Source organism: Chryseobacterium sp. FR048 (assembly GCF_056844665.1).
In genome coordinates, this window is sequence record NZ_JBXDSE010000003.1 from 202,811 (window position 1) to 225,597 (window position 22,787).

A 22,787-nucleotide genomic window follows, 5' to 3' on the forward strand; every position below is an offset into this window, starting at 1 on the left:
ACATTGATGAAATATAGAGTATTAGCAGGAGTTTTGGCTTTTCTGGCATCAGGATCTATGCATGCGCAGGAACAGGAACAAAGTAATGAGAAAAGTTTATATGTAAAGGGGAATGCTCTTTTTTTACCAATAGGTATTTTAAATGCTGGTGTAGAAAAACAAATAAGCTCTAAATATACATTGCAGGGAGATGTTTTTATCTCACCATGGAAATCTTTTGCAGGACATGAATTACAAATCTATTCTCTTTCTGTAGAAGGTAGATATTATTTTAAAGAAGCCTTTAAACATTGGTATGTAGGTGTTAACATTGGTGTTTCAGCTTATAATCTCAGCAAATGGAATTATTGGAATAATGACTCCTTTGAAAACTGGAATGGAGAAATTCTCGTGAACTCCAATCTTTATCAAAAAGGCTATTCCATTACATTCGGAATCACGGGGGGGTATCAATTTCAGTTATCTGAACGTCTGAATCTTGACATTTATGCTACTGTAGGATCTTCTCAGGGATATTATAAAGGCTACGACCGTACAACAGGGAGACGTTATGATCCAGTAGAGAAATTTAATAAAAGTGGTGAAATTATTCCTTACAGAGGAGGTATCATGATTTCTTATAAACTTAAATAATACCATGAAGCCATTCGGAAAAAATCATATTATCATTTCAGTGATCACTTTTGTGATCCTTTTTTTAATGAATTATCTGGGAAACGATCTTCCGGATAAAATACAGAGAGCCCTATTGACTGCCTTTGCAGGCGTTGTAGGACTTACTATTGGACTTTTTATACTCAATAAGGGCAAAGATGATAAAAATCCGCCCCAAAATTTTGATTAAACACTTAAAATTAAAACTTGAAGCTGGAAATTATTTTAATGAAAGGGCACAAAGAATAGACCTTTTAAAGGAGTAAAACAAATGTAAATGCATTTCAGATAAACTCCTTCCAGCTTCAAACCTAATACATCAGAATGTTTTATTCCAGGTTAACATTCATTAATCTTCATAAACCACATATCTGGTTCTGATTTTTTCAAAGTTTTCCAGATCTTTTTTCCATGAAGCTTTGATCTCCGGAATTGATTTCCCCGCGATGATCTGCTTTCTGAAATCATCCGTTCCGGATAAGGTATCAAACCACAAGTTTTTCAGGAAAAAATCCTGTTGAGGGTTTTTATAATTCTTATAAGCTTTAATCACCCATTCAAGATTCAGTTCTCTTAAATCATTAGGATAATTAGACAAATTTTCCCCATAGCATAATTTCCCATTCAGGAAAGGATCTTTAGCCCCATAACTTGGCTTAGGAGTAAACTGATAAGGCAGATTCTCCGTCCATGGAGAGCCATATATCTGGAAAGGCAGCTCTGTACCTCTTCCTACCGAAACCTGAGTCCCTTCGAAAAAACATAGGCTTGGATATAAATTGATTGCTTTATCATTAGGTAAATTGGGAGAAGGTTTATCCAACATCGGATAACGCTGTTTTTTATGATAGTTTTTCATGGGAACCAGCGTATATTTTGCCTGAACCCCATTTTTCAGCCATTTTTCACCGTTTACCATCTTTCCATATTCTCCAATGGTCAGTCCGTATACCACCGGAACCTCGTGCATCCCTACAAAGCTTGTCCACTTTTTTCTCAGTACCGGACCATCAGTGTAGCCATCATGTGGATTAGGGCGATCCAGTACCATTACTTCAACATTATTTTCAGCACCTGCTTCCATCAGATAGGTCAGTGTAGAAATATAAGTGTAAAACCTTACTCCTACATCCTGAATATCGAAAACCACCATATCAATCCCGGCCAGTTGTTCCGGCTTTGGCTTCTTATTGCTTGCATATAAAGAAACGATCGGAATTCCTGTCTTTACATCTACTCCGTTTTTTACTTTGGCACCAGCATCAGCATCTCCCCTGAAGCCATGTTCCGGGGCAAAAATAGCTTTGATCTTTATTCCGTTCTTTACTAAGAAATCTACCAAATGCGTTCTGTCACTCATCAAACCAGTCTGGTTGGTAACCACCCCAATTGTTTTATCTTTCAATAATGGAAGATAGACCTCGGGTTGATCTGCTCCGGTTTTAAAATCCGGTTGAACTTGAGTTTGAGAATAATATTGGTTGAATACTCCTAAAAAAATTAGGCAAATCAGAAGTAAATTTTTAATTTTGAAATCTAAATTCATAAGCTTGAAATTTCCTTTATATTTCTCTAGAAAAATAGCATTTTCCAAAGATAACAAAAATAACCTTTCAAGGGTTATCATCTTCATTGGCAGGCTTTCTGTAGCTTTGGGGATCATTGTATCCTTAATTACCGTAGCCACCGGTTTTGGTTCTAAAAAAGCTATCAAAGAGAGGCTGGCAGATTTCAGCGGGCATATCACCGTAAGATCTACCCGTTCAAATTCCTCCTATAATACGTCCGTACTTGATAATCAGGGACTGAATATTAACAAGATAAAGGAACTTCCGGATGTAGAAAATGTACAGAAGTATGTAACTGTTACAGGGGTCATGCGTAATGAGCATAATTTTGCAGGAATTATTTTTAAGGGAATCGGAAAAGATTTTGACAGCTTAAGATTTAAAAAATTCCTTATTGCTGGGACCACTCCAAAGGTTACAGAAACAGGCTTCAACAATAATGTCACTATTTCCCAAAAAATAGCCAATGACCTGCATCTCAAACTGAATGACAGTATTGTCACTGTATTTTTAAAAGCTGATCAGAAACCGCTATACCGTAAATTCAGAATTATTGGGATCTATAAAACAGATATTAAGCTTATCGATGATCAGTTTATCATTGGCGGAATCAATCATGCGAGAAAAATTCAGGATATGAAACCTGATGAAATTGGAGGTATAGATATTTTTCTGAAAAATGTAAATGATATTGACAAAGATTTTCCTGAAATAGAAAAACTGATCGGTTACAAAAATTATGCGGAAAAGGCCACTGAAAAGTTTCCTCAGATCACAGACTGGATCAGTATTTTTGATACCAATATTGCTTTGATCATCATCATTATGCTCATTGTAGTAGTCATCAACATTATTATGGTTCTTCTGATTCTTATTATCGAGAGAACCAACTCTATCGGTTTACTTAAAACATTAGGGGCAAGCAATTCACAGATAAGGGCTACTTTCATCAATTATACCCTGATCATTATGATTCCGGGACTTCTGTATGGAAATGCTATCGGATTGGGGCTGATTCTGATCCAGAAATTCTTTGGTGTTATCAAACTGAACCCTGAAAATTATTATGTAAGTACTGTTCCTGTAGATCTTAACCCTATTGCTATTATATCTATTTCCGTAGGAATTCTGATTATTTCAGGGCTAGCTTTAATCATTCCTAGTTATCTGATCAGTAAGATTTCTCCGGTAAAGGCAATCAAATACAATTAATCATTAAAACTTATGATTGACAGCATGCAGCCTGCTGTTTTTCATTTATTTTCAATATTGTTCGAAGTATAGATAACTTTAAAAGCGCTATCTTTGCACCGCTTATAAAACATTTATGAAATACGCAAAAAATATTCTTGAAACGATAGGTAATACACCGCTTGTAAAACTTAACAACGTATTAGGAGAAGACTTTCCAGCCTTAGTTTTAGCAAAAGTAGAAACATTCAACCCAGGAAATTCCGTAAAGGACAGAATGGCCCTTAAAATGATTGAAGATGCTGAAAAAGACGGCAGACTAAAACCAGGGGGAACCATCATCGAAGGAACTTCCGGAAATACAGGAATGGGATTGGCACTGGCTGCCATCATCAAAGGCTACAAATGTATTTTTGTAACCAATTCCAAGCAATCAAAAGAAAAATGTGATATTCTTCGTGCTGTAGGAGCAGAAGTTATTGTTTGTCCTACAGATGTAAAACCTACCGATCCACGTTCGTATTATTCAGTTTCCAAAAGACTGGCAAAAGAAACCGAAAACGGTTGGTACGTCAACCAATATGATAATCTTTCTAACAGAGCGGCTCACTATGAGTCTACCGCTCCTGAAATCTGGGAACAGACTGAAGGAAAGCTTACTCACTTTGTAGTAGGAGCAGGAACAGGAGGTACCATTACAGGATGCGGAACTTTCTTCAAAGAAAAGAATCCGGATATTAAAGTAATAGGTGTAGACACTTATGGTTCTATCCTGAAAGAATTCCACGAAACAGGGGAACTTCACTATGATCATGCCTATACTTACATTACAGAAGGAATCGGGGAAGACATTATTCCTGAGAACTACGATATGTCTGTTATCGATCATTTTGAGAAAGTAACAGATAAAGATGGAGCTATCTATGCAAGAAAACTGGCTAAAGAAGAAGGGATATTCTGTGGATATTCTGCAGGAAGTGCAATCGCTTCATTGGTTCAGATGAAAGACCAGTTCACAAAAGATGACGTTATTGTAGTTTTACTTCATGACCATGGCTCAAGATATGTAGGAAAAATCTACAATGATGAGTGGATGAAGGAAATGGGTTGGCTGGAGTAAGCAAAAAGCTAAATTGTAAAAAGGCTGATTGGCCAATTTAATCATACAAAAAACGGAGCACTATTCTGCTCCGTTTTTTTATTGTTGGTTGATATTGTCTTTTAAAGTTTTCTTTAGCAATGAATATTCTTTTTCACTCATTGATTTTTTGGGGAACATATAGCTGTATTTTCCTTCCAGAGAGATGAAATCCTGATTACTGTCAAACAGATCAAAATCTTTCCATTCACTGGTTTCTTTTTCTCCGTCGATATTGATCGTAAAAAAGTTCTGGTCAAATCTGATTTCGTAAACCTTACATTTTTCCAGTACGTTCAGATAATGGCTGACCTGTTTTTTCCATCTTGAAACCTTATTGACACTCACAGACAAAAAAACAGCACATAGCAGGAATATAAAACTCAGAAAGTATAAAATCCCTTTACTGTCTTTACTCAAACTGTCTTTGAAAAGGAATACAATCACCAAAATAACAGCTGCGGCAATAGTTGTTATCGTCTTGCTTTTAGTTGTTGGTGAAAAAAGCAGGCTGCCCTGATTACCACTAAAATAAATATCCTCAAAAATCTTTCTGTGCGGTTTTAATGTAATCACCTTTTCTTCACTCATAATAATGACTTGCTTTAAAAAGCTACAAAACTACATTAAATATCCTCATATTGATCACTTATTGCAGAAAGTTTATTCATCAGCTCCCGGTTTCTTTTGTTTAAAGCATCCAGTTTTTTCAGCATATTATAAATAACTTCCAGGCCGGGAAGATTGATTTCAAGATCATAATGCCAGTTGGCAAATTTTTCCAGATCCGGTAGATCTTCATACATCAGATAGTGAATATTATTTTCAATCTGAATATTCAACAGTCCGTAATCTACAAGATCATCAAAAAAAGTGATTTCTATATTATAAATTTTTACGAGTTCTTCCCGTGATATTCTTTCACTCATAGCTTAGGAATTTTTTAGTTGTTCGAAAAGTTCTTTCTGCTTTTCTGTAAGATTAGTAGGCAGTTTCACTTCATAAGTCACAAAAAGATCTCCGGACTCCCCTTCTTTTTTGTATACAGGAAATCCTTTTCCTTTCAATCTTACGGTAAGCCCTGTCTGGGTCTCCGGTTTTACTTTAAGGCTGACGCTTCCATCCAGGGTATTTACTTTTACCTCACCTCCTAAAACAGCGGTATACAAATCGATCTTAACTTTAGTTTTCAGATCGTCACCTACCCTTTCGAAGTCCGGATCAATAGGAATATTGAAGGTAATATACAGATCTCCGCTAGGGCCTCCGTTGACACCTGGATTCCCATGTCCTTTCAATTTGATCTGTTGTCCGTCATAGACTCCTGCCGGAATAGTAATTCTCACCTTTTTCCCATTGATGTCGAAGGTTTGCGGGTGAGTTTTGGCGGCATCTCTTAAATTTAAACTCAATTCTGCCTGTATATCCTGTCCTTTGAACTTTCCTGAGGCTCTTCCTCTTGAACTTTTGCCAAAGCTGCCTCCTTCTCCGCCGAACATGCTCTGAAAGAAATCTGAAAAATCCTCACCCTCGCCAAAATCAGCGCCGGAGAAACCTCCTCTATTATTATAATTTTGCTGTTGTTGGTATTGTCGCTGCTGTTGCTGGGCTTTTTCATATTCTTCACCATGTCTCCAGTGTTCTCCGTATTTATCATACTTCGCACGGTTTTCCGGGTTGCTGAGCACTTCATTGGCTTCGTTCAGCTCTTTGAATTTCTTTTCAGCTTCTTTATCATCAGGGTTCAGATCAGGATGATGTTTTCTGGCCAGTTTTCGATAGGCCTTTTTGATGTCATCCTGTGTTGCGTTCTTATCTACTCCTAAAATTTTATAGTAATCTATATAAGCCATAGAAACGATGTTTACCCAAATTTATGAAATTTAGGTCTGAATATTGTATAACAAAATGTTAAAAATAAACCTATCTTTGATAAAAAAGCACCACATGAACGAGGTCTTAAAGAACTATTCCGGGATTCTATTTTTATTACTCGGAATTACTATTGGAAGCATCATAGGAATTGTAGCTCCGGATTTTGTAGAATATATCAAGCCTTTGGGTGATATTTTCCTGAACCTTCTTTTTGTGAGTGTTGTCCCTCTTGTATTTTTTGCGGTATCCAATTCTATTGCCTCATTGGAGCAACAGTCTAAATTTGGAAGGATCATTCTTGTGATGGCCCTTACCTTTTTATTCTTTATTCTTACTGCCGCTGTCTTTACGATCTGTGCAGTGTATCTTTTCCCGGTTTCCGGAGTTTCGGGAAGTTCTCAGATCATGAACGAGGCAGCAGATAACGAAACCTGGGGCAACAGAATCGTAAGTTTCTTTACGGTTGGTGAATTTACAGAGCTTTTTTCAAGAAGAAATATGCTGGCACTCTTAGTATTTGCTTTCCTTACAGGGTTTGCTGCCAGAAAAACGGGAGAACAGGGACAGCCTTTCAGGGCTTTCATTGCTTCGGGGTATGAAGTCATGAAAGAATTGCTTTTATTGATCATGAAGTTGGCACCCATTGGTTTGGGAGCTTATTTTGCTTATCAGGTGGCTACATTGGGACCACAGCTTTTTGGATTTTATGCTAAGCCTTTAGGTTTATATTATATTGCAGGAATTGTTTACTTTCTGCTGTTCTTTTCTATTTATGCTTTTATGGCTAATGGGCAGAAAGGGGTTAAAATTTTCTGGACCAACGCAATCTACCCTACTCTTACAGCGATAAGTACCTGCAGCAGTTTTGCGACAATGCCGGCAAATTTACAGGCTGCATCTAAGATCGGGATTCCCAATTCGATTGCCAATCTGGTGATTCCTATTGGTACAACTCTGCATAAAAACGGGTCTTCCATGTCTTCCATTATTAAAATCTATGTAGCATTTTTAATTATTGGTAAAGACTTTTTTGATCCGGCCAATTTACTTTTAGCTTTAGGAATTACTGTTTTTGTAAGTATTGTTGCGGGAGGTATTCCCAATGGTGGATATATCGGTGAAATGCTGATGATCTCGGTGTACAAATTACCTCAGGAAGCCATTCCTGCTGTCATGATTATCGGGACTTTGGTAGACCCTTTGGCAACGGTTCTGAATGCAGTGGGAGACGTTGTTGCTGCTATGTTTGTCAGCCGGTTTGTGAAGGTCTCCTCTTAAATTAGTTTAAAACACCATGAACTCATTTTTTAAAAACATTGGTTTATACGACAGCCTTAGTCTTAAAATCAGTATCCACAAGGAAGAGCTGATTCATAGATTGTCGAAAATCACTTACGAAACCAATTCCACTTTTATATCGCTGATCAGAGATTCTACTATTCCCACAAGGTTTGAATACCGTGGAATGATCCGTGAAAACAACTTTATCCTTAAAAGAAGAAGACGTTTTTTTGATATTAATATGAATTACCCTTTAATGAAAGGAAAGCTATCCGATGATCACGATGAAACCTCTGTTTTTATAGAATTTATTCCGTCTTTCTTTCAGATTTTCACTTTGGTATTACTCGTATTTTTCTCGTTATTACTAATAATCAATATAGAAAATAAAGACCTGAATTTCTTAATCATTGTGATCCCGGCCATTATTATCATCAGCCAATATTTTGTTTTAAAGAGGGAGATCAGAAAAGGAACATATGACTTTGAAAGAGAATTAACATATATTGCTCAAAAGCCTACCACATCTTCTTTTTGAGGATAGTAAGTCTCTTTACTCACTCCGTTTTACAGGTTCCAGATGTTCGTATTCCTCAGGAGTGAAAAGCCTGTAATGTACCTTGAAGGTTTTACCTAATGGAGTTTCTAATGAAAAACCGCCAGGTCCGAAGCCATCCACCACATCGAGTGTAAAATGGGAATATTTCCAGTATTCAAAAAGGTCCCGGTCTATCCAGAACTCATATCCGCTAATGGTGCCGATCATGGCATCATTCATCCGGGGAAAAAAGCCTCCTTTTTCAAAGCATTGCGGCTGTGTTCCCTCACAACATCCTCCAGCCTGATAAAACATCAATGGGCCGTATTGGTCTTCAAGCTTCTGAATGACTTCAAGTGCATTTTCCGTTGCTGAAAGTCTTGCTATTTTTGTTTCCATTTTGTTGATAAGACTATTATTTTTTATAAAAGATCCCGGTAAAATAAACTTTACCGGGATCAGTAACATCAATATTTAATTTGAGCCTGCAATATCCAATACGATTCTGCCATCAATCTGTCCTTTTTTCATTTTATCGAAGACATCATTTATATCTTCTAATTTGGCAGCGGTTACTGTAGCTTTTACAAGACCTTCATTAGCAAAATCAAGGGCTTCCTGAAGATCTTTTCGGGTTCCTACAATAGATCCTCTGACAGTAATTCTTTTTAAAACCGTTTCGAAAATCGGAAGTTCAAATGATCCTGGAGGAAGTCCGTTAAGAGCAATCGTTCCTTTTCTTCTCAAAACATCTATTCCCTGTTTGAATGCTATTGGTGATACTGCTGTGATCAACGCACCATGCATTCCGCCTACTTCCTTATGCAGATATTCGCCGGGGTCTGTATTTTTTGCATTAACAACCAGATCCGCTCCCAGTTTTTTGGCTAAATCAAGCTTGTCATCTGCTACATCAATAGCTGCAACATGCATTCCCATGGCTTTCGCATACTGAACGGCTACATGACCCAATCCTCCGATTCCTGATATAGCTACCCACTCTCCAGGTTTGGTTTCTGTTTCTTTTAAACCTTTATATACTGTTACCCCTGCACATAAAATAGGCGCAATTTCCAAAAAGTTGACATCAGATTTCAGATGTCCCACATATCTTGAATCCGCAATTACATATTCTGCAAAACCTCCATCTACACTATAACCTCCGTTTTTCTGGGCTTCGCAAAGGGTTTCCCATCCTGTTATACAATAATCACAGCATCCGCAGGCACTGTACAACCATGGAACTCCTACGGCATCTCCTTCTTTTACAAAAGCTTCGGGTCCGCAAGCGACTACGATACCTACTCCTTCGTGCCCCGGGATAAGAGGCATTTTGGGTTTGGCAGGCCAGTCACCGTCTACAGCATGTAAATCTGTATGACAAACACCGCAGGCAATGACCTTTACAAGGACTTCATATCTTCCGGGTTCTCTTACAGGTACTTCTTCAATTTTCAGAGGCTGTCCGTAGCCTTGAACTACCGCAGCTTTCATTGTTTTTGGAATCATATTTTATTTTTTTGATAGAGTTGATCAGGGTTATTTTATTTTTAAGTAATCGTATGTTCTCCTGATTTTGTCAATTTGACTTTTATGATCATAAAGTTTTTGGTATCAGACCATAACAGGATATAATGGTTTATATTTTCCTGCGTGAGGGATAGTAAGGGCGGCGAGGAACGAGCCGGTGCGCAATGTAATGAAGCACCGAAACGAAGTGCAGCCCTGAATAGCCCGACCGTATGCCCTGGATAAAGCCAAGGCAATCGGGCACGTCCTAAAATTAATATTAAAAGAAACCTAATTTGTTCTTATTGTAAGAAATAAGCATATTTTTGGTCTGACGGTAATGATCAAGCATCATTTTATGGTTTTCTCTTCCGATACCGGACTGCTTGTAGCCTCCGAAAGGCGCTCCTGCCGGATAGGAATGGTATTGATTGACCCAAACTCTTCCCGCCTCGATCTGACGTGGGATATTATACAACTGATGGGCATCTCTGGTCCATACTCCTGCCCCAAGTCCATAGATGGTATCATTGGCTATTTTCACCGCTTCTTCTTCATCTTTAAAGGTGGTAAAAGCAAGGACAGGTCCAAAGATCTCTTCCTGGAAAATTCTCATTCTGTTATTTCCTTTGAAAATGGTTGGCTGAATGTAGAATCCTTCTTCAAGATCTTCTCCTAAATGATTCACATCTCCTCCTACCAATACTTCTGCTCCTTCTTCTTTGCCTAATTGGATATAGGAAAGTATTTTATCTTTCTGAATCTGTGAAGCCTGCGCTCCCATCATTACGGTTTTGTCCAATGGATTTCCAACTTTAATCGCTTTTACTCTTTCGATAACTCTTTCGATAAAAGCATCTGCAATGCCTTCCTGCACCAGTAATCTTGAAGGACATGTACAAATCTCTCCCTGATTGAGGGCAAAAAGAACTGCTCCTTCAATCGCTTTATCTAAAAATTCATCATCGGCATCCATCACTGAATTGAAGAAAACGTTGGGTGATTTCCCTCCTAATTCCAAAGTCACAGGAATGATATTTTCTGTAGCATATTGCATCACTAAACGTCCTGTCGCTGTAGATCCTGTAAATGCCGCTTTAGCGACTTTAGGATTGGTAACCAACGCTCTTCCCAGCTCTGCTCCGAATCCGTTGACAATATTAATCACTCCTGCCGGTAAAAGATCACCGATCAGCTCCATTAATACCATAATAGAAACCGGAGTACTTTCTGCAGGTTTCAAAACGACACAGTTTCCTGCGGCCAATGCCGGAGCCAGTTTCCATACTGCCATTAATATCGGGAAGTTCCATGGGATAATCTGTGCGATCACTCCAAGAGGTTCGTGTACAATCAGTGATACGGTATCTTTGTCCAGTTCATTATGTGACCCTTCTTCTGCACGGATCACAGACGCAAAGTACCTGAAATGGTCAATAGCTAAAGGTAAATCTGCTGCCAGCGTTTCTCTCACTGCTTTACCATTGTCGATGGTTTCTACAGTCGCCAGGTATTCCAGGTTCTGCTCTATTCTGTCTGCGATTTTATTAAGAATGATACTTCTTTCTGTGGAAGACGTATTTTTCCAGGTTTGAAAGGCTTTTTCTGCCGCATCTACAGCCAGCTCCAGATCTTCTTTGGAGGAATGGGCTACCTGGGTGAAGGTTTTACCATCCACCGGAGATACTACGTCAAAATACTGCCCTTTAACGGGAGGTGTAAATTTTCCGTCAATATAATTGTCATATTTGCTTTTGAACTCTGGTCGTTGTAAAAGAGTTGCTGATTTTGGTTCTGTAAGAGTGCTCATATCAGTATTGTTTTAATTTTTCAATACGACCAAATTACAGGTCCGGAGAAAAAAAGCATAGCACAATCGTATAAAAAAAGTGCAGAATCATACACAGATTCAATTTTATAATTTTATTAACAACAACATTCTTTCATTTTTTTTATATTTGAGTTACCTCTACTCCAAATAATTTCAGAAATGAGCAATAACAACAAGATTTTATTAAATACTCCCGAATTACACAAGGAAAACCAGCTATTGAGTCTTGTTGAAAACCAGACAAAATTCAATCTCAATAACTGTGAATTCAGTATTTATGAAACTCATAAGGCGGCTTTTGGGGTAAAACTTCATTTTGAAAATATTGCCTTTACGGCTATGCTAAGGGGTAAAAAACATATGAAACTGGATCATAAGACCGGTTATTTCGATTATTTTCCAGGGGAAAGTATTCTGGTTGCCCCGGGCGAAACCATGGTTATTGATTTTCCGGAAGCGGACGATACTCCTACGCAATGTATTTCTCTAAGCCTTAATCCTGAATTCATAGAAAATTCTCTGAATTATCTCAACTATAGTCTTCCTAAGGTAGACGAGGCATCACAATGGAACATTCAGCTGGATGAATATTTTCTTTTTAATAATCAGGCATTGGCTTCTGCCACCAATAATATCATGAGAATTGCTATGGATGATAATTCTCAAAAAGACATCATGGCTGATTTTGCCCTGAAAGAACTTCTGATCAGGCTCATGCAAACCCAGGCAAGAAGCATGGTGGAAAAAAATATTGTAAAAAACAGGTCAAGAATTGGCTTTGTAGTAGATTATATCAAAAGGAATCTCCATCAGAAGCTCTCTATAGACAGTATTGCCAAATTAGCCTATGTAAGCAAATCTAATTTCTTTAAAATGTTTAAAGACGAGTTTGGAACTTCTCCCAACGATTTCATTCTTCAGGAAAGAATCAACAGGGCTAAGGAATTATTGGCAAGCCAGAACAGCATTAAGGAAACCGCTTTCCAAACAGGATTTTCAGATACCAATTATTTTACAAGGGTATTTAAGCAGCTTGTAGGGGTTACTCCGAAAAGCTATCAGAACAGAGCCATCTATTCTGAATAATTTCTCACAACAGTTTATGTGTACTGATTTATATTAATTGCAAAAAAATCCCCTGAAGCAGAACTTCAGGGGTATTTTTATTTTAATAATGACTAGTAATAACCATCATTTTGTTTGATATTCGGGTTAGCCGACATTTCCTTGATTGGAATAGGCAACGTATATCTATAATCTCCATTCGGAAGGTTCTCAACAGCAATAACGTCATCAGTAGCGTTTCTATCCATTGATACGTTTGCCGCTACAGCAAGTCTCTTCAAGTCTAGGTAACGGTGACCTTCAAGTGCTAATTCAACCCTACGCTCTTTCAGGATATCCGCATAAGCTACCTGAGTATTAGAATAAGCAGGAGTAACTGCTGCATTCTGGAAGTTTCTTGCTTCCCTTACTTTCTGGATCAGGTCATGGGCTGCTGAAAGATTTCCAGCTGCCACTTCAGCTTCAGCTAAAATGAAATACATTTCTGATAATCTGAAAACTTTTACATCATTTCTTGTAGATGCACTTATCTTTCCAGGATATTTATCGATAACCAATGCATCAGCTCTCGTATTACCTGCTGTTGCAGAAGCATAATTAGCCTTAGCGTCAGATGTAGGATCTACATAAGCATATTTTCTAATATCCCCTGGGGTATTCTTGAATATGTTATATAAATTTCTTCCCCAGAACCACATGGGTGACCCCTTAATAGTAGAGTTATTCGTATTCCACTTATTACCGATAGCACCTCCTGCTCCTAATGGTAGTCTGTTCAGAGAGAATATTACTTCTCCATTATCAGAATCTGCCCACATTCTTCTATATGGATTGAAAGAACCACCTACAATACCATTTCCATTAGCATCATTGATTCCTCCATAGAATGCAATATTCCATTTATCAGTAGTCTTTGGCTCTGTATATTCTCCTGATTGGAATATAGTACCATCAGCTTCAGTAAGAGGAACTGCTGCATTTCCTCCTGTTATTGGAGCTCCAAGCGTAAGAGATAAACCAGAATTATCAATTACCAATTTTGCATATTGTTTAGCCAAAGCAGTCTCACCTCTGTAAAGGTTAAAACGAGCTGTAACGGCATTTACAAAGTTCTTATCAGCAAAATATCTTCTTTGGCTGGTAGAAGTCCCTAAGATACCTCTTGCATAGTCTAGATCTGCATTGATAAACTCATATACATCCTGATTTTTAACTCTTGGCAATTGTGCATCTGTAGAAGGAACATCTTTCAAAAGGATAACACCTAATTCGTTAGGGTTTTTCATGTCCTTAGAGAAATATGCCTCTAATTGTACATAGCAATAAGCTCTGATAGCTCTTGCCTGCGCAAGGATCTCTTTGTATTCTTGTTTTTCTTTATCATTAGAAGGTGTAATATTTTTTGCTCCTTCCAATAATCTGTTGACTCTGTTAATAACTCTATAGTTATTTAACCAGATTCCATCACTTCCAGCTGTTCCCACAGTTCCTCCTGTTATAACAGAACTTGCAGGATCAAGGAAAAATCTGTGTAAAGAATATTCCTGACCTCCACTACCGGAACCAGGTTTTACTTCATCTGTAAATACGGCTGTAAAATAGATCTCGTCCATTGGATCTAACTGTCCATATACAGAACCATTTAAAACTTCTCTTAAGTTAGCGACATTGGTATACAGGTCTTTTTCTTGTAATTCCCCCGCCTGTTTAATATCAAGTGCATCCTGGCAGCTGTTTAAAGTAAATGCTGCAGATGATAAAGTTGCTACAATTAATACTGTATTTATTATTCTTTTCATAATTCTTCTCTATTAAAAATCAACATTTAAACCTACCGATACAGTTTTTGGGTTCGGATAGACATTTAGTGAATACGAAGTAATTGGTTCCGGGTCAAATCCTTTCCATTTTGTCCATGTATAAAGGTTTTCTGCCTGAACAAATACTTTAATACCTTTTACAGGTAGTTTACCTAACTGCTCTTTGGTAAAGTTATATCCTACGGAAACATTCTTAAGTCTGATAAAATCTGATCTGCGTAAGAATCTGTCTGAAGAACCTAAGCTTAAGTTTTTCGCTCCTAATGAAGGTACATCAGTATTTCTGTTGTCAGGAGTCCATGCATTTAGCAAGTCCGCAGAAAGGTTTCTGTTGGCTACTGCATTCGGATCCATTAACCAAGAATTTAAGTTATCATAGATCCATCCTCCTTGTTGGAAAGAGAATAAGGTATCCAAGAACCAACCTTTGTGCTGGAAGTTGAATCCAAAACCTCCTGTGAATTTAGCATAGCGGGATTTCCCTGTCAGTCTTCTGTCTCCTGAAGTAGGAGCTTCAGTTACATTTCCGTTTCTATCAAGAAACTGTAGGTTACCATTATCCGGATTTACTCCGATGTATGGATATAACTGATACTGACCAGCCGGCCCTCCGATTGCATTTACCACATCACCAGCAAGGTTTTCACTGCCCATTGATACGATTTTGTTCGAGTTATAAGCTGCGTTGGCGAAGATTGATAATTTTGTATCTGCAGTTTTGATCGCATTATATCTGATCAACCCTTCAATACCTTTGTTATCAAGAACACCGTCATTTCCTCTGATTGAATAAGCCCCTGTAACAGATGATTTCTGAAGGTCATTGAACATTCTTGTTGTTCTCTTCTGATAATAATCAACGCTACCTTCGATCAAACCTTTATAATTAAAGTCTAAACCAATGTTAGTTTGTTTTACCTGTTCCCACTTCAAATAAGGATTTGATAAGTTAACAAAATTATATCCTAGCAGGTTTTGATATCCTGAAACACCAGTATAAAGATCAAGAAAATTGTTTGGAAGTAAAGCTAATGGGTTTTGGTTATCAGAAGCAATTCCTAAGTTCTGGTTACCCGTAGTACCAATGGAAGCTCTTAACTTCAATAATCTGAATCCTGAATCAGCCATGAAGTTTTCTTTGTCGATATTCCATCTACCTGCGATAGACCAGAAAGTCTCCCATCTGTTGGTAGGAAGGAAACGGTAAGAACCATCTCTTCTTACAACTCCACTTACTCCATATTTGTCTTTGTAATCATAGTCTAAAGTTCCAAAGTAAGCCAATGTACCAGCTGTTACTTTAGAAGCACTTACTGAAGGTCTGTAGAAGTTCGGAGTATCCGGGTTAAAAGGAATATACCCTGTACCTGCTCCAAATTCCCATTGTAGTGGGTTCAGACCGTTTTGTCTTTGGAAAGTTGAGCTTACATGAGCTTTGATATAGTCCATATAGGCTGCTGCACTAATGGTGTGATCTCCAAAAGACTTATTGAATGTAATATTCGTGATACTGTTGAATGTCAGGTCCTGTGTTGAGGTAAAATCTTCATTTCCTCCATATCTGGATCCGTCACTATTGGCAACACTGATAGAAAGGTAACCTAGAGGTGATCTGGCAAAGGTTCTGTTATATTCTTTGTACTCGATACCTGTTCTGTTTCCAACACTTAGATAATCTGTAATTTTATAATTTACATTGGCATTCGCAGAAATACTTAATTCTGTAAATCTGTTTCTGATTCCACCATTAACATTATCCTGAAGGATCCACTGTCTGTTGTTTGTAGCATCATTTCCAATAGCATTATATAGATCTCTTCCGTTAGCATAAGGTGATGGTCCTATATACGGTCTTGAAAGGATACCTCCAAATAGTGGGTTTTGAAGAGTATTGTTGGCAATACCTGCATTGGTTTCATCATCAAGCTGATTTCTTTTAGAATATCCTAAACCGATGATAGAACCAAAAGTTAATTTTCCGTTTTTAGATTTACCATTAAGGTTATTTCTTAATGTAAATCTTTTGAAATCTGTAGATTTCACAGTACCTTCACTGTCTACATATCCCAAAGAAAAAAAGTTGTTAATATTTTCTCCACCTCCGGTGATGGCAAGGTTATGCTGCTGAGAAATACCGACTTGAGTAAATACTTTGTTCCAGTCAGTATCTGTTCCCCAGTTATTGATTTGATCCTGCGTTAAGGTATTTCCTAACCCAGCTTTTAAAGTCTTCTGAAGCTGTAATAACTGTTGAGCATTTGATGCATTGTATTTATTTTCAGGGATCTTACTGAAAGAAGTTAAGGCATCATAAGAAACCTTTAATCCGGAATTGAATTTACCTCCTTTTGTTGTAATCACAACAACTCCATTTGCAGCTCTGTTACCATAGATTGCCGTTGCCTGGGCATCTTTCAGGATACTGAACGTATCAATATCATAAGAGTTCAGGTTTCTAAACTGAGAACCTGAAGTAATAACCCCATCTACAACGTATAAAGGGTCTGTAGAACCGTTAAGGGAACTTGTACCTCTGATCAGGATGTTGAATTTCCCTGAACCCGGAGAACCTGAAGCAGAGTTCACTACAATACCGGGAGCTGTACCCTGAATTGAATTCAGTACCGAAATATTCGGTCTGTTTTCCAAAGTTTCAGAACCTACCGTTACTGAAGAGGTTGTCGTTTTAGCTTTTGTAGCAGTTTTGCTATATCCCAAAACAACTACTTCCTCAATCTTAGTTTCCTTGTCCTTACCGTTCTTAGATTCTTTCTCTTGAGCAAATACAGCTTGTCCTGTAAAAAACAGAACCCCAGCTGTCAAAACACGCAGTTTCACATTCATATTAACAAATTTTAATATATTGAAGTGACAAATATGTTAATAAATATCAACAACATCAATTTGTTAAAGCCTTAAAACCGCCTACCAGAACAGGAATATCCTCATCAATCTCGGAGAAACAATAAAGAAATAATTCAATTACTTTTAAAATTTTAGCAAAAAACAAAGCATTTTAAACATTAAGAGAATTTTAACAAAAATTAAAATTAAAATCAAAATCCTTCATTTCTCTAAGTACAGTAAAAAAAATAAACCACAATAAAGCATATAAGCGAAAAAAATAAAACTAATTAAGACAAAATTTCAAGTAAAATAAGAGAAAATTAAGGGTAGTTTTTCTTAATTTAAGCTAAAAATAACCTGATAAAAAACAGGAAGGCTTTATTAAAAGGCTATATTTTGAATTTGAAATTAAAAATTTGTTAACATAATTGATTTAAATCACCTGATCATCGAAAGCTGTTTTGTGAAATTTTAGCATAGGCTTATCCTTTTTTTCTTCTTACTACAATCAGGTTAAAAAAATAAAGCATTTCAGAATTTGAAATGCTTTTTATACTTTTTATGTACGGAATATTATTTTTGAAATGCGTAATATCTGGCGCCCATCAAAACAGGATTATCCGATTCTACAGAGACCAATCCAAAACCTTTATAGTCTGTATTGACGGATTCTGTAAGCTGTTTTCTATGAAGTTTTTCATAAGTGCTAAAATCTACTGCGGTACGGTTCTTCAGGTTTTCAAACAAATTCCATTTTTCCACTACTTTTTTCCAATTCGCGGAAACCTTCCCGGCAAAAACTTTTGATTTTGAACCACTTCCATATCCTAAAAACCCTATTTCGGTTCCGGATAATTCTTCATTTTCGTTAAAAGAAGTCTGAAGAGCAGAAAGCAGGGCCATAAAAATAGAAGCCGTATACATATTTCCTATTTCGGAAGAAGCTCTTTGAGATTTCTCAATTTTATCGTTGATGAACTGGATGTATTCTTCAGATTTGGCAACAGCCTTCTGTTCTTCAAGAGTTCCATAGGAAAGTTCGTTCTCCAAACTGTAGATTTCTGTGAAGACTCTTTTCCCGTGAAAGGCATAAGGAAGATGGAAAATAAGATATTTCCAGTCTTTATAAGGCTTATCGGTTCCTGTAATTTCTTTATAATGATGATATGCTTCTCTGATTCTGTCCTGATAACACTGATTGGAATACTGCCCGTCAAAAACAGGTTCATCTGTAAAAATTTCAATGCTGTCCGGGAAATTCTCAGGAGCGTTGAGAAGATCCTCTTTTTTATAATGACGTCTCGGCTTAAAAAAGTCAAAAACACTTTCTGTAGCGACTCCCCAGTTATTTTCAATTTCCATCAGATCAGGTTTCGAAGATACCAAAACAGCAACGGCGCCTCCACCTTGTGTATATTCTCCTGAAGAGGCCAATTCATATTTTGCATAATCACTGGCAATCACCACTGCTTTTTTATCAGGGTTTGACCTTACGAAATCTAATGAATTGTGAAGGGCATCTACAGCCCCGATACATGCAAAAGTCATGTCTACCACATCACAGTTTCTGAAAACTCTTTCTCCGAATTCTGCTTCCAATACTTTCTCAACCATCTGCATGGCATAAGAAGCGGTTGGTTTTGCAGCATCCAACGCACTTTCCGTTCCCAGATAAATTCTCGAAATTTCTTTAGGGTTGATGTCATAATCTTTAATCAGTTTCAATAATGCTTCTGCTGCAAAGGTAGCAGCATCTTCATGCACATCAGGGAATCCCATTTTATGAAGTCCTAGCCCCTTCTCCAATTTTGCCGGTTCTATGCCTCTTTTTTCCGCTAAATCTTTAATTTCCAAATACAAAGAAGGCACGTAATAGCTTGCCGCTTCAATTCCAAAACTCATAATTTTTTAAATTTTAAACGAATTTATGAAAGATTATGCAAAAAACACCCGTAAAAAATACTGATTTTTGTACTATTGTTAAAAATCAAATTAAAAATCGGTACAACAGTACGATCTAATATTATGGCCTTTGAAATTGATTACTTAATAGGAAGTTTAGATACTTATTTCCGGCAGGATGAAATGAATGTTTTATTCTTTTATGCAAAAGACATTGATCTTGAACTCACCCAAAAACTGAATTATCTTCTGGATAAGAAAACATCCTATATGATACATCATAATATGAATACTTCAGGTTTAGACAACGATGAACCTTTACCTGCCTACTATAATACTGATGACATGGAAGCTGTGATCCGGTTTATCTCAACTCAGCTTATTCCGGCTATGGAAAAGGAAACGGTAAACATGGACGAAAAATATGGTGACAATATGAGTAGTTTAATTGATCTCATCAACAATTATTCCAGTGACTCTTCAGGTTTTATGCTGCATGTTGCTCATGATTATGTTCCATATGAAATGAGCTACTACATTGATAAGGCCAATGAAATGAAAGATCTGCTTCAGGAGTCTCTGAATTTAAAAACACCGATAATCGTTAGCTATGCGGATTAATAAGTGATGATCATTACATAAAACTAGACATTCACCAATAAAAAAGCCGGCAATAGGTACCGGCTTTTCTCTTGCTATTTTTACTTAAAATTATCGATTTGTTTGTTGATAGCATCAATCTGCTTGTTGATGCTTGCTGCATTTTGTGGATTTTGTTTCAGCAGTTCCATTTTCTTGCTTAATCCTTCTTTCAGCGTCTGAACAACCATCATTTTAGCCTGTGGATTATTGCCCATCTGATTTTTGGCATAACCTAATGTCTTCATCATACTTTCCACTGCTTTTAAGTTATCTGAACTCATAATCCAGTTGTATCCTTCTTCTGCCGTTTTCCCTAATTCCGGATTCTGGAATTTCACAAATGGATAGAATACGGTAAGCGGAGCAATATACTGCATTTGGGAGGTTACTTTATTTTTAACAACAACCGGAAGGAACAAAGCCAGCAATTCATCTGAAGCTCCGTCCAGATCTATTTTATCAGCCAGTGTATTTACTCTTGACGGATCAATTGTAAGAAGTGCATTCAAAGAATTTGCTTTTACTGCATTTGAAACTGCATTGACTCCTTTTTCATAAATCGGAAGGTATTTTTTATCTTTTGTTTTGGTTAAAGCAGCGATAGCAGCAGCCTGAGTCAATGTTTTCGGATCATTTACCGCTAATTTTTCAACATCAGCTCCCAAAGCTTTCATCTGATCCGGATTGCTAAGATCCATTAGTTCCAAAGCTTTTATTCTTACCCTGAAGAAAGGATCTTTAATTGCTGCAGCCAATAATTTTATAGCAGCTGGATTTTTCCCCACCTGATCTTTGATTCCTGTTAAAGCATTATATCTGCTTTTAAATTCTTTGGAGTTGGTAAACTGCATCAGATTCTGCTCAGGAGTTTTTGTGTCCGTTATATCAGCCAGCAAAACTCCATCGGCATTGATGTTCAGGAGATCAGGAGCTTTTGAAACATCAAAACTGAACGTATTCTTGGCTTCTGCATTCACCCAGACATTATATCTTTTAGGTTTTCCATTATCATAGACATCGATAGCCAAAGGAAATTCGAATGGCTGCTCCTGAGTCTGATTGATGGTCACGGTAACCTGCTTCTTTACCGGTTCAAAGGCGGAAGAATAATTGATCTTCGGGTTTCCGCTTCCGAAATACCATTGATTGAAGAACCAGTTCAGATCTTTACCTGAAACTTTTTCAAAAGACAGTCTCAGCTGATGAGCTTCTGCATTTTGGTATTCATTGGTTTTCAGGTAATCATTCATTCCGGCGAAGAATGCATCATCACCCAGATAATTTCTCAGCATATTCAGAATTCCGCCTCCTTTCTGATAGGTTACCAGATCGAAAACATCTTCACGGGAATCATAATTGAATCTTACCAGATTTTTCTTAAAGTCACCCGGATTGTGGAGGTACATATTGACATCACTCATCAGATGATAGTCTGCCTGATCTTTTCCATACTTATATTCGTTCCAAAGGTATTCGGAATAGTTGGCAAAAGATTCGTTGACGGTAAGGTTGCTCCAGCTTTCTGCAGTCACCAGATCTCCAAACCAATGGTGAAACAATTCGTGGGCAATAGTATCTTCCCATTTGTTTTCATCAATGAGCTGCCCCGGCTTCTGAAGAATATCACTTCCATGAAGGGTGGCTGTGGTATTTTCCATAGCACCACTCACATAGTTTCTACCAGAAATCTGAGCATATTTCGCCCAAGGGTAATCATAGTTCATTTTTTTAGAGAAAAAATCAATCATCTCCGGAGTATTACCGTAGATCTGCTTCGCATAAGGTTCGTATTCTTTCTCGATATAATAGTCAACCGGAACATTCTTCCATTTGTCTTTTACAATAGCATATTCTCCTACTCCCATAAAGAAAAGATAGGTAGAATGTCTTTTATCCATTACCCAATGATCGGTTCTCTGCCCGTTGGACTCTTTTTGAGAGTTCTTTAATACTCCATTGGAAAGGGTAACGTATTTATCAGGAACGGTCATATAAATTTCCTGAGTTGTTTTTTGATTGGGTTTATCAATCGTAGGAAACCATGCTGAAGATGATTCCGTTTCTCCCTGGGTCCATATCTGTGTAGGGAGATTAGGATCTGTGCCCTGTGCATTGATAAAATAAAGTCCTTTGGCATCATTGATCGCCATACTTCCCTCCTGTTTTACCTCATTAGGACGGGAGGTATATTTGATGTATACCGTGTAATCCTGATTTTTCTGGTACGTTTTATCCAGGGTTATTTTCAGTATATCGTTTTTGTATTCGTATTTTAAAGGAGACTTTTTGCCGTTATTATCAAGCGCTACTTCATGAATCAGCATTGCTTTTGCATCCAGGGTCAGCTCATTGGTAGGATAGAAATAAGGTGAAGCGGTAAGCCATTCTTCTCCGTTCATCTGTTCTTTCTGATAATCGAAGTTTACTTTAAGCTTGGTATGCTTTAGCTCTGTTGTCTTGGTGTGAGTTGCTCTGTAAACTTTTTCTCTTCCTGAAGTTTCTGTCTGTGCTGATACCTGGGCGGAACATAAGATTCCCAATATCGCAATTGATAAAATGGCCTTTCTCATCGGTCTACTTTATTATTTTAGATTTATTTTTTTATTATAATGTCAAAAATGTCATTTACCAGTGTCTCGTAATCTCCGGTTTTCAGCTGCTCTTTTGTTTTGGCAAAAGCTTTTTTCAGTTCACTCTCCGGATTTTCGTCATCTATGATTTCTGCTGAAACCACTCCTTTCAATTGAAGAACAATATTTTTTAAGACTTCAATATCTGCTTTCTCTTCAATATTAATTTTTAAATACTTCATGACTTTTTGTGATCAAAATTTGACTTTAAGTTATAGTTCTCCTTCCCTTTTCTAAGGATAAGAACAGGGAAAGGAATGTCTTTCAAATTTAAGAAACAAATACTAAAGAAGAGC

The 22,787-nt window shown here is 37.3% G+C and carries 20 protein-coding genes; 8 read left to right on the top strand and 12 right to left on the bottom strand.

Translation table 11 applies throughout. The features are described 5' to 3' along the window. Positions 1 to 6 precede the first annotated feature (6 nt). The gene (locus tag AC106K_RS10245) at positions 7 to 633 is read left to right on the top strand and encodes a DUF3575 domain-containing protein (protein WP_482445060.1); all 627 of its coding nucleotides are present in this window, start codon (positions 7 to 9) and stop codon (positions 631 to 633) included. Positions 634 to 637: 4 nt separating this feature from the next. Then, complete coding sequence (locus AC106K_RS10250; protein WP_482445062.1) at positions 638 to 844, top strand: hypothetical protein; 207 nt, start codon at positions 638 to 640, stop codon at positions 842 to 844. A gap of 159 nt (positions 845 to 1,003) precedes the next feature. Here AC106K_RS10250 and AC106K_RS10255 read toward each other — a convergent pair whose 3' ends face one another. Then, positions 1,004 to 2,200, bottom strand: coding sequence for an exo-beta-N-acetylmuramidase NamZ family protein (locus AC106K_RS10255; protein WP_482445064.1), 1,197 nt, complete (start codon positions 2,198 to 2,200; stop codon positions 1,004 to 1,006). A 4-nt stretch (positions 2,201 to 2,204) separates the two neighbouring features. Here AC106K_RS10255 and AC106K_RS10260 point away from each other — a divergent pair, with 4 nt between their 5' ends. Next, on the top strand, positions 2,205 to 3,434 hold the full coding sequence (locus AC106K_RS10260; RefSeq protein ID WP_482445065.1) for an ABC transporter permease: 1,230 nt from the start codon (positions 2,205 to 2,207) through the stop codon (positions 3,432 to 3,434). Between the two features lie 115 nt (positions 3,435 to 3,549). Next, positions 3,550 to 4,533: a PLP-dependent cysteine synthase family protein gene (locus AC106K_RS10265; RefSeq protein ID WP_482445066.1), complete on the top strand. Its 984-nt coding sequence runs from the start codon at positions 3,550 to 3,552 to the stop codon at positions 4,531 to 4,533. 78 nt (positions 4,534 to 4,611) lie between these two features. Here the strand turns inward: AC106K_RS10265 and AC106K_RS10270 are convergent, their stop codons facing one another. Genes AC106K_RS10270 through AC106K_RS10280 form a run of 3 tightly spaced genes read right to left on the bottom strand, consistent with a single transcriptional unit; the run spans position 4,612 to position 6,404 of the window. Then, positions 4,612 to 5,142 (bottom strand): hypothetical protein, encoded by a 531-nt coding sequence (locus tag AC106K_RS10270; RefSeq protein WP_482445068.1) that lies wholly within the window; start codon positions 5,140 to 5,142, stop codon positions 4,612 to 4,614. Between the two features lie 35 nt (positions 5,143 to 5,177). After that, the gene (locus AC106K_RS10275; RefSeq protein ID WP_482445070.1) at positions 5,178 to 5,480 is read right to left on the bottom strand and encodes a chaperone modulator CbpM; all 303 of its coding nucleotides are present in this window, start codon (positions 5,478 to 5,480) and stop codon (positions 5,178 to 5,180) included. A 3-nt stretch (positions 5,481 to 5,483) separates the two neighbouring features. After that, positions 5,484 to 6,404: a DnaJ C-terminal domain-containing protein gene (locus AC106K_RS10280; RefSeq protein ID WP_482445072.1), complete on the bottom strand. Its 921-nt coding sequence runs from the start codon at positions 6,402 to 6,404 to the stop codon at positions 5,484 to 5,486. A gap of 94 nt (positions 6,405 to 6,498) precedes the next feature. Between AC106K_RS10280 and AC106K_RS10285 the strand changes: the two genes are divergently transcribed. After that, positions 6,499 to 7,704 (top strand): dicarboxylate/amino acid:cation symporter, encoded by a 1,206-nt coding sequence (locus AC106K_RS10285; RefSeq protein WP_482445073.1) that lies wholly within the window; start codon positions 6,499 to 6,501, stop codon positions 7,702 to 7,704. A gap of 16 nt (positions 7,705 to 7,720) precedes the next feature. After that, on the top strand, positions 7,721 to 8,245 hold the full coding sequence (locus AC106K_RS10290; RefSeq protein ID WP_482445074.1) for a hypothetical protein: 525 nt from the start codon (positions 7,721 to 7,723) through the stop codon (positions 8,243 to 8,245). 15 nt (positions 8,246 to 8,260) lie between these two features. Here the strand turns inward: AC106K_RS10290 and AC106K_RS10295 are convergent, their stop codons facing one another. The 3 genes from AC106K_RS10295 to AC106K_RS10305 all read right to left on the bottom strand — a co-directional run bounded on the left by AC106K_RS10295 (position 8,261) and on the right by AC106K_RS10305 (position 11,564). After that, the gene (locus tag AC106K_RS10295) at positions 8,261 to 8,644 is read right to left on the bottom strand and encodes a DUF779 domain-containing protein (protein ID WP_482445076.1); all 384 of its coding nucleotides are present in this window, start codon (positions 8,642 to 8,644) and stop codon (positions 8,261 to 8,263) included. 75 nt (positions 8,645 to 8,719) lie between these two features. Then, on the bottom strand, positions 8,720 to 9,754 hold the full coding sequence (adhP, locus tag AC106K_RS10300) for an alcohol dehydrogenase AdhP (protein ID WP_047096206.1): 1,035 nt from the start codon (positions 9,752 to 9,754) through the stop codon (positions 8,720 to 8,722). A 280-nt stretch (positions 9,755 to 10,034) separates the two neighbouring features. Further along, positions 10,035 to 11,564 carry an aldehyde dehydrogenase family protein gene (locus AC106K_RS10305; RefSeq protein WP_482445078.1) on the bottom strand — a complete coding sequence of 510 codons (1,530 nt, stop codon included), beginning with the start codon at positions 11,562 to 11,564 and terminating at the stop codon, positions 10,035 to 10,037. A 180-nt stretch (positions 11,565 to 11,744) separates the two neighbouring features. On the opposite strand from AC106K_RS10305, the gene AC106K_RS10310 reads away from it, so the two are divergent. Then, positions 11,745 to 12,671 (top strand): helix-turn-helix domain-containing protein, encoded by a 927-nt coding sequence (locus tag AC106K_RS10310; protein ID WP_482445079.1) that lies wholly within the window; start codon positions 11,745 to 11,747, stop codon positions 12,669 to 12,671. A gap of 92 nt (positions 12,672 to 12,763) precedes the next feature. On the opposite strand, the gene AC106K_RS10315 is transcribed toward AC106K_RS10310, so the two are convergent. The 3 genes from AC106K_RS10315 to AC106K_RS10325 all read right to left on the bottom strand — a co-directional run bounded on the left by AC106K_RS10315 (position 12,764) and on the right by AC106K_RS10325 (position 19,219). After that, the gene (locus AC106K_RS10315; RefSeq protein ID WP_482445080.1) at positions 12,764 to 14,449 is read right to left on the bottom strand and encodes a RagB/SusD family nutrient uptake outer membrane protein; all 1,686 of its coding nucleotides are present in this window, start codon (positions 14,447 to 14,449) and stop codon (positions 12,764 to 12,766) included. A gap of 12 nt (positions 14,450 to 14,461) precedes the next feature. Further along, positions 14,462 to 17,314, bottom strand: coding sequence for a SusC/RagA family TonB-linked outer membrane protein (locus AC106K_RS10320; protein WP_482445082.1), 2,853 nt, complete (start codon positions 17,312 to 17,314; stop codon positions 14,462 to 14,464). Positions 17,315 to 17,890: 576 nt separating this feature from the next. Continuing rightward, on the bottom strand, positions 17,891 to 19,219 hold the full coding sequence (locus tag AC106K_RS10325; RefSeq protein ID WP_482445084.1) for a hydroxymethylglutaryl-CoA synthase family protein: 1,329 nt from the start codon (positions 19,217 to 19,219) through the stop codon (positions 17,891 to 17,893). A gap of 123 nt (positions 19,220 to 19,342) precedes the next feature. Between AC106K_RS10325 and AC106K_RS10330 the strand changes: the two genes are divergently transcribed. Then, positions 19,343 to 19,840 (top strand): hypothetical protein, encoded by a 498-nt coding sequence (locus AC106K_RS10330; RefSeq protein ID WP_482445086.1) that lies wholly within the window; start codon positions 19,343 to 19,345, stop codon positions 19,838 to 19,840. Positions 19,841 to 19,920: 80 nt separating this feature from the next. On the opposite strand, the gene AC106K_RS10335 is transcribed toward AC106K_RS10330, so the two are convergent. Next, positions 19,921 to 22,431 (bottom strand): M1 family metallopeptidase, encoded by a 2,511-nt coding sequence (locus AC106K_RS10335; RefSeq protein ID WP_482445088.1) that lies wholly within the window; start codon positions 22,429 to 22,431, stop codon positions 19,921 to 19,923. Positions 22,432 to 22,454: 23 nt separating this feature from the next. Beyond that, positions 22,455 to 22,673 (bottom strand): hypothetical protein, encoded by a 219-nt coding sequence (locus tag AC106K_RS10340; RefSeq protein ID WP_047096200.1) that lies wholly within the window; start codon positions 22,671 to 22,673, stop codon positions 22,455 to 22,457. Positions 22,674 to 22,787: the final 114 nt, after the last annotated feature.

Bases quoted from the DNA above. Each gene is read 5' to 3' on its own strand.
- AC106K_RS10245 (WP_482445060.1), top strand. From the start codon at position 7: ATGAAATATAGAGTATTAGCAGGAGTTTTGGCTTTTCTGGCATCAGGA.
- AC106K_RS10250 (WP_482445062.1), top strand. From the start codon at position 638: ATGAAGCCATTCGGAAAAAATCATATTATCATTTCAGTGATCACTTTT.
- AC106K_RS10255 (WP_482445064.1), bottom strand. From the start codon at position 2,200: ATGAATTTAGATTTCAAAATTAAAAATTTACTTCTGATTTGCCTAATT.
- AC106K_RS10265 (WP_482445066.1), top strand. From the start codon at position 3,550: ATGAAATACGCAAAAAATATTCTTGAAACGATAGGTAATACACCGCTT.
- AC106K_RS10270 (WP_482445068.1), bottom strand. From the start codon at position 5,142: ATGAGTGAAGAAAAGGTGATTACATTAAAACCGCACAGAAAGATTTTT.
- AC106K_RS10275 (WP_482445070.1), bottom strand. From the start codon at position 5,480: ATGAGTGAAAGAATATCACGGGAAGAACTCGTAAAAATTTATAATATA.
- AC106K_RS10280 (WP_482445072.1), bottom strand. From the start codon at position 6,404: ATGGCTTATATAGATTACTATAAAATTTTAGGAGTAGATAAGAACGCA.
- AC106K_RS10285 (WP_482445073.1), top strand. From the start codon at position 6,499: ATGAACGAGGTCTTAAAGAACTATTCCGGGATTCTATTTTTATTACTC.
- AC106K_RS10290 (WP_482445074.1), top strand. From the start codon at position 7,721: ATGAACTCATTTTTTAAAAACATTGGTTTATACGACAGCCTTAGTCTT.
- AC106K_RS10295 (WP_482445076.1), bottom strand. From the start codon at position 8,644: ATGGAAACAAAAATAGCAAGACTTTCAGCAACGGAAAATGCACTTGAA.
- adhP (WP_047096206.1), bottom strand. From the start codon at position 9,754: ATGATTCCAAAAACAATGAAAGCTGCGGTAGTTCAAGGCTACGGACAG.
- AC106K_RS10305 (WP_482445078.1), bottom strand. From the start codon at position 11,564: ATGAGCACTCTTACAGAACCAAAATCAGCAACTCTTTTACAACGACCA.
- AC106K_RS10310 (WP_482445079.1), top strand. From the start codon at position 11,745: ATGAGCAATAACAACAAGATTTTATTAAATACTCCCGAATTACACAAG.
- AC106K_RS10315 (WP_482445080.1), bottom strand. From the start codon at position 14,449: ATGAAAAGAATAATAAATACAGTATTAATTGTAGCAACTTTATCATCT.
- AC106K_RS10320 (WP_482445082.1), bottom strand. From the start codon at position 17,314: ATGAATGTGAAACTGCGTGTTTTGACAGCTGGGGTTCTGTTTTTTACA.
- AC106K_RS10325 (WP_482445084.1), bottom strand. From the start codon at position 19,219: ATGAGTTTTGGAATTGAAGCGGCAAGCTATTACGTGCCTTCTTTGTAT.
- AC106K_RS10330 (WP_482445086.1), top strand. From the start codon at position 19,343: ATGGCCTTTGAAATTGATTACTTAATAGGAAGTTTAGATACTTATTTC.
- AC106K_RS10335 (WP_482445088.1), bottom strand. From the start codon at position 22,431: ATGAGAAAGGCCATTTTATCAATTGCGATATTGGGAATCTTATGTTCC.
- AC106K_RS10340 (WP_047096200.1), bottom strand. From the start codon at position 22,673: ATGAAGTATTTAAAAATTAATATTGAAGAGAAAGCAGATATTGAAGTC.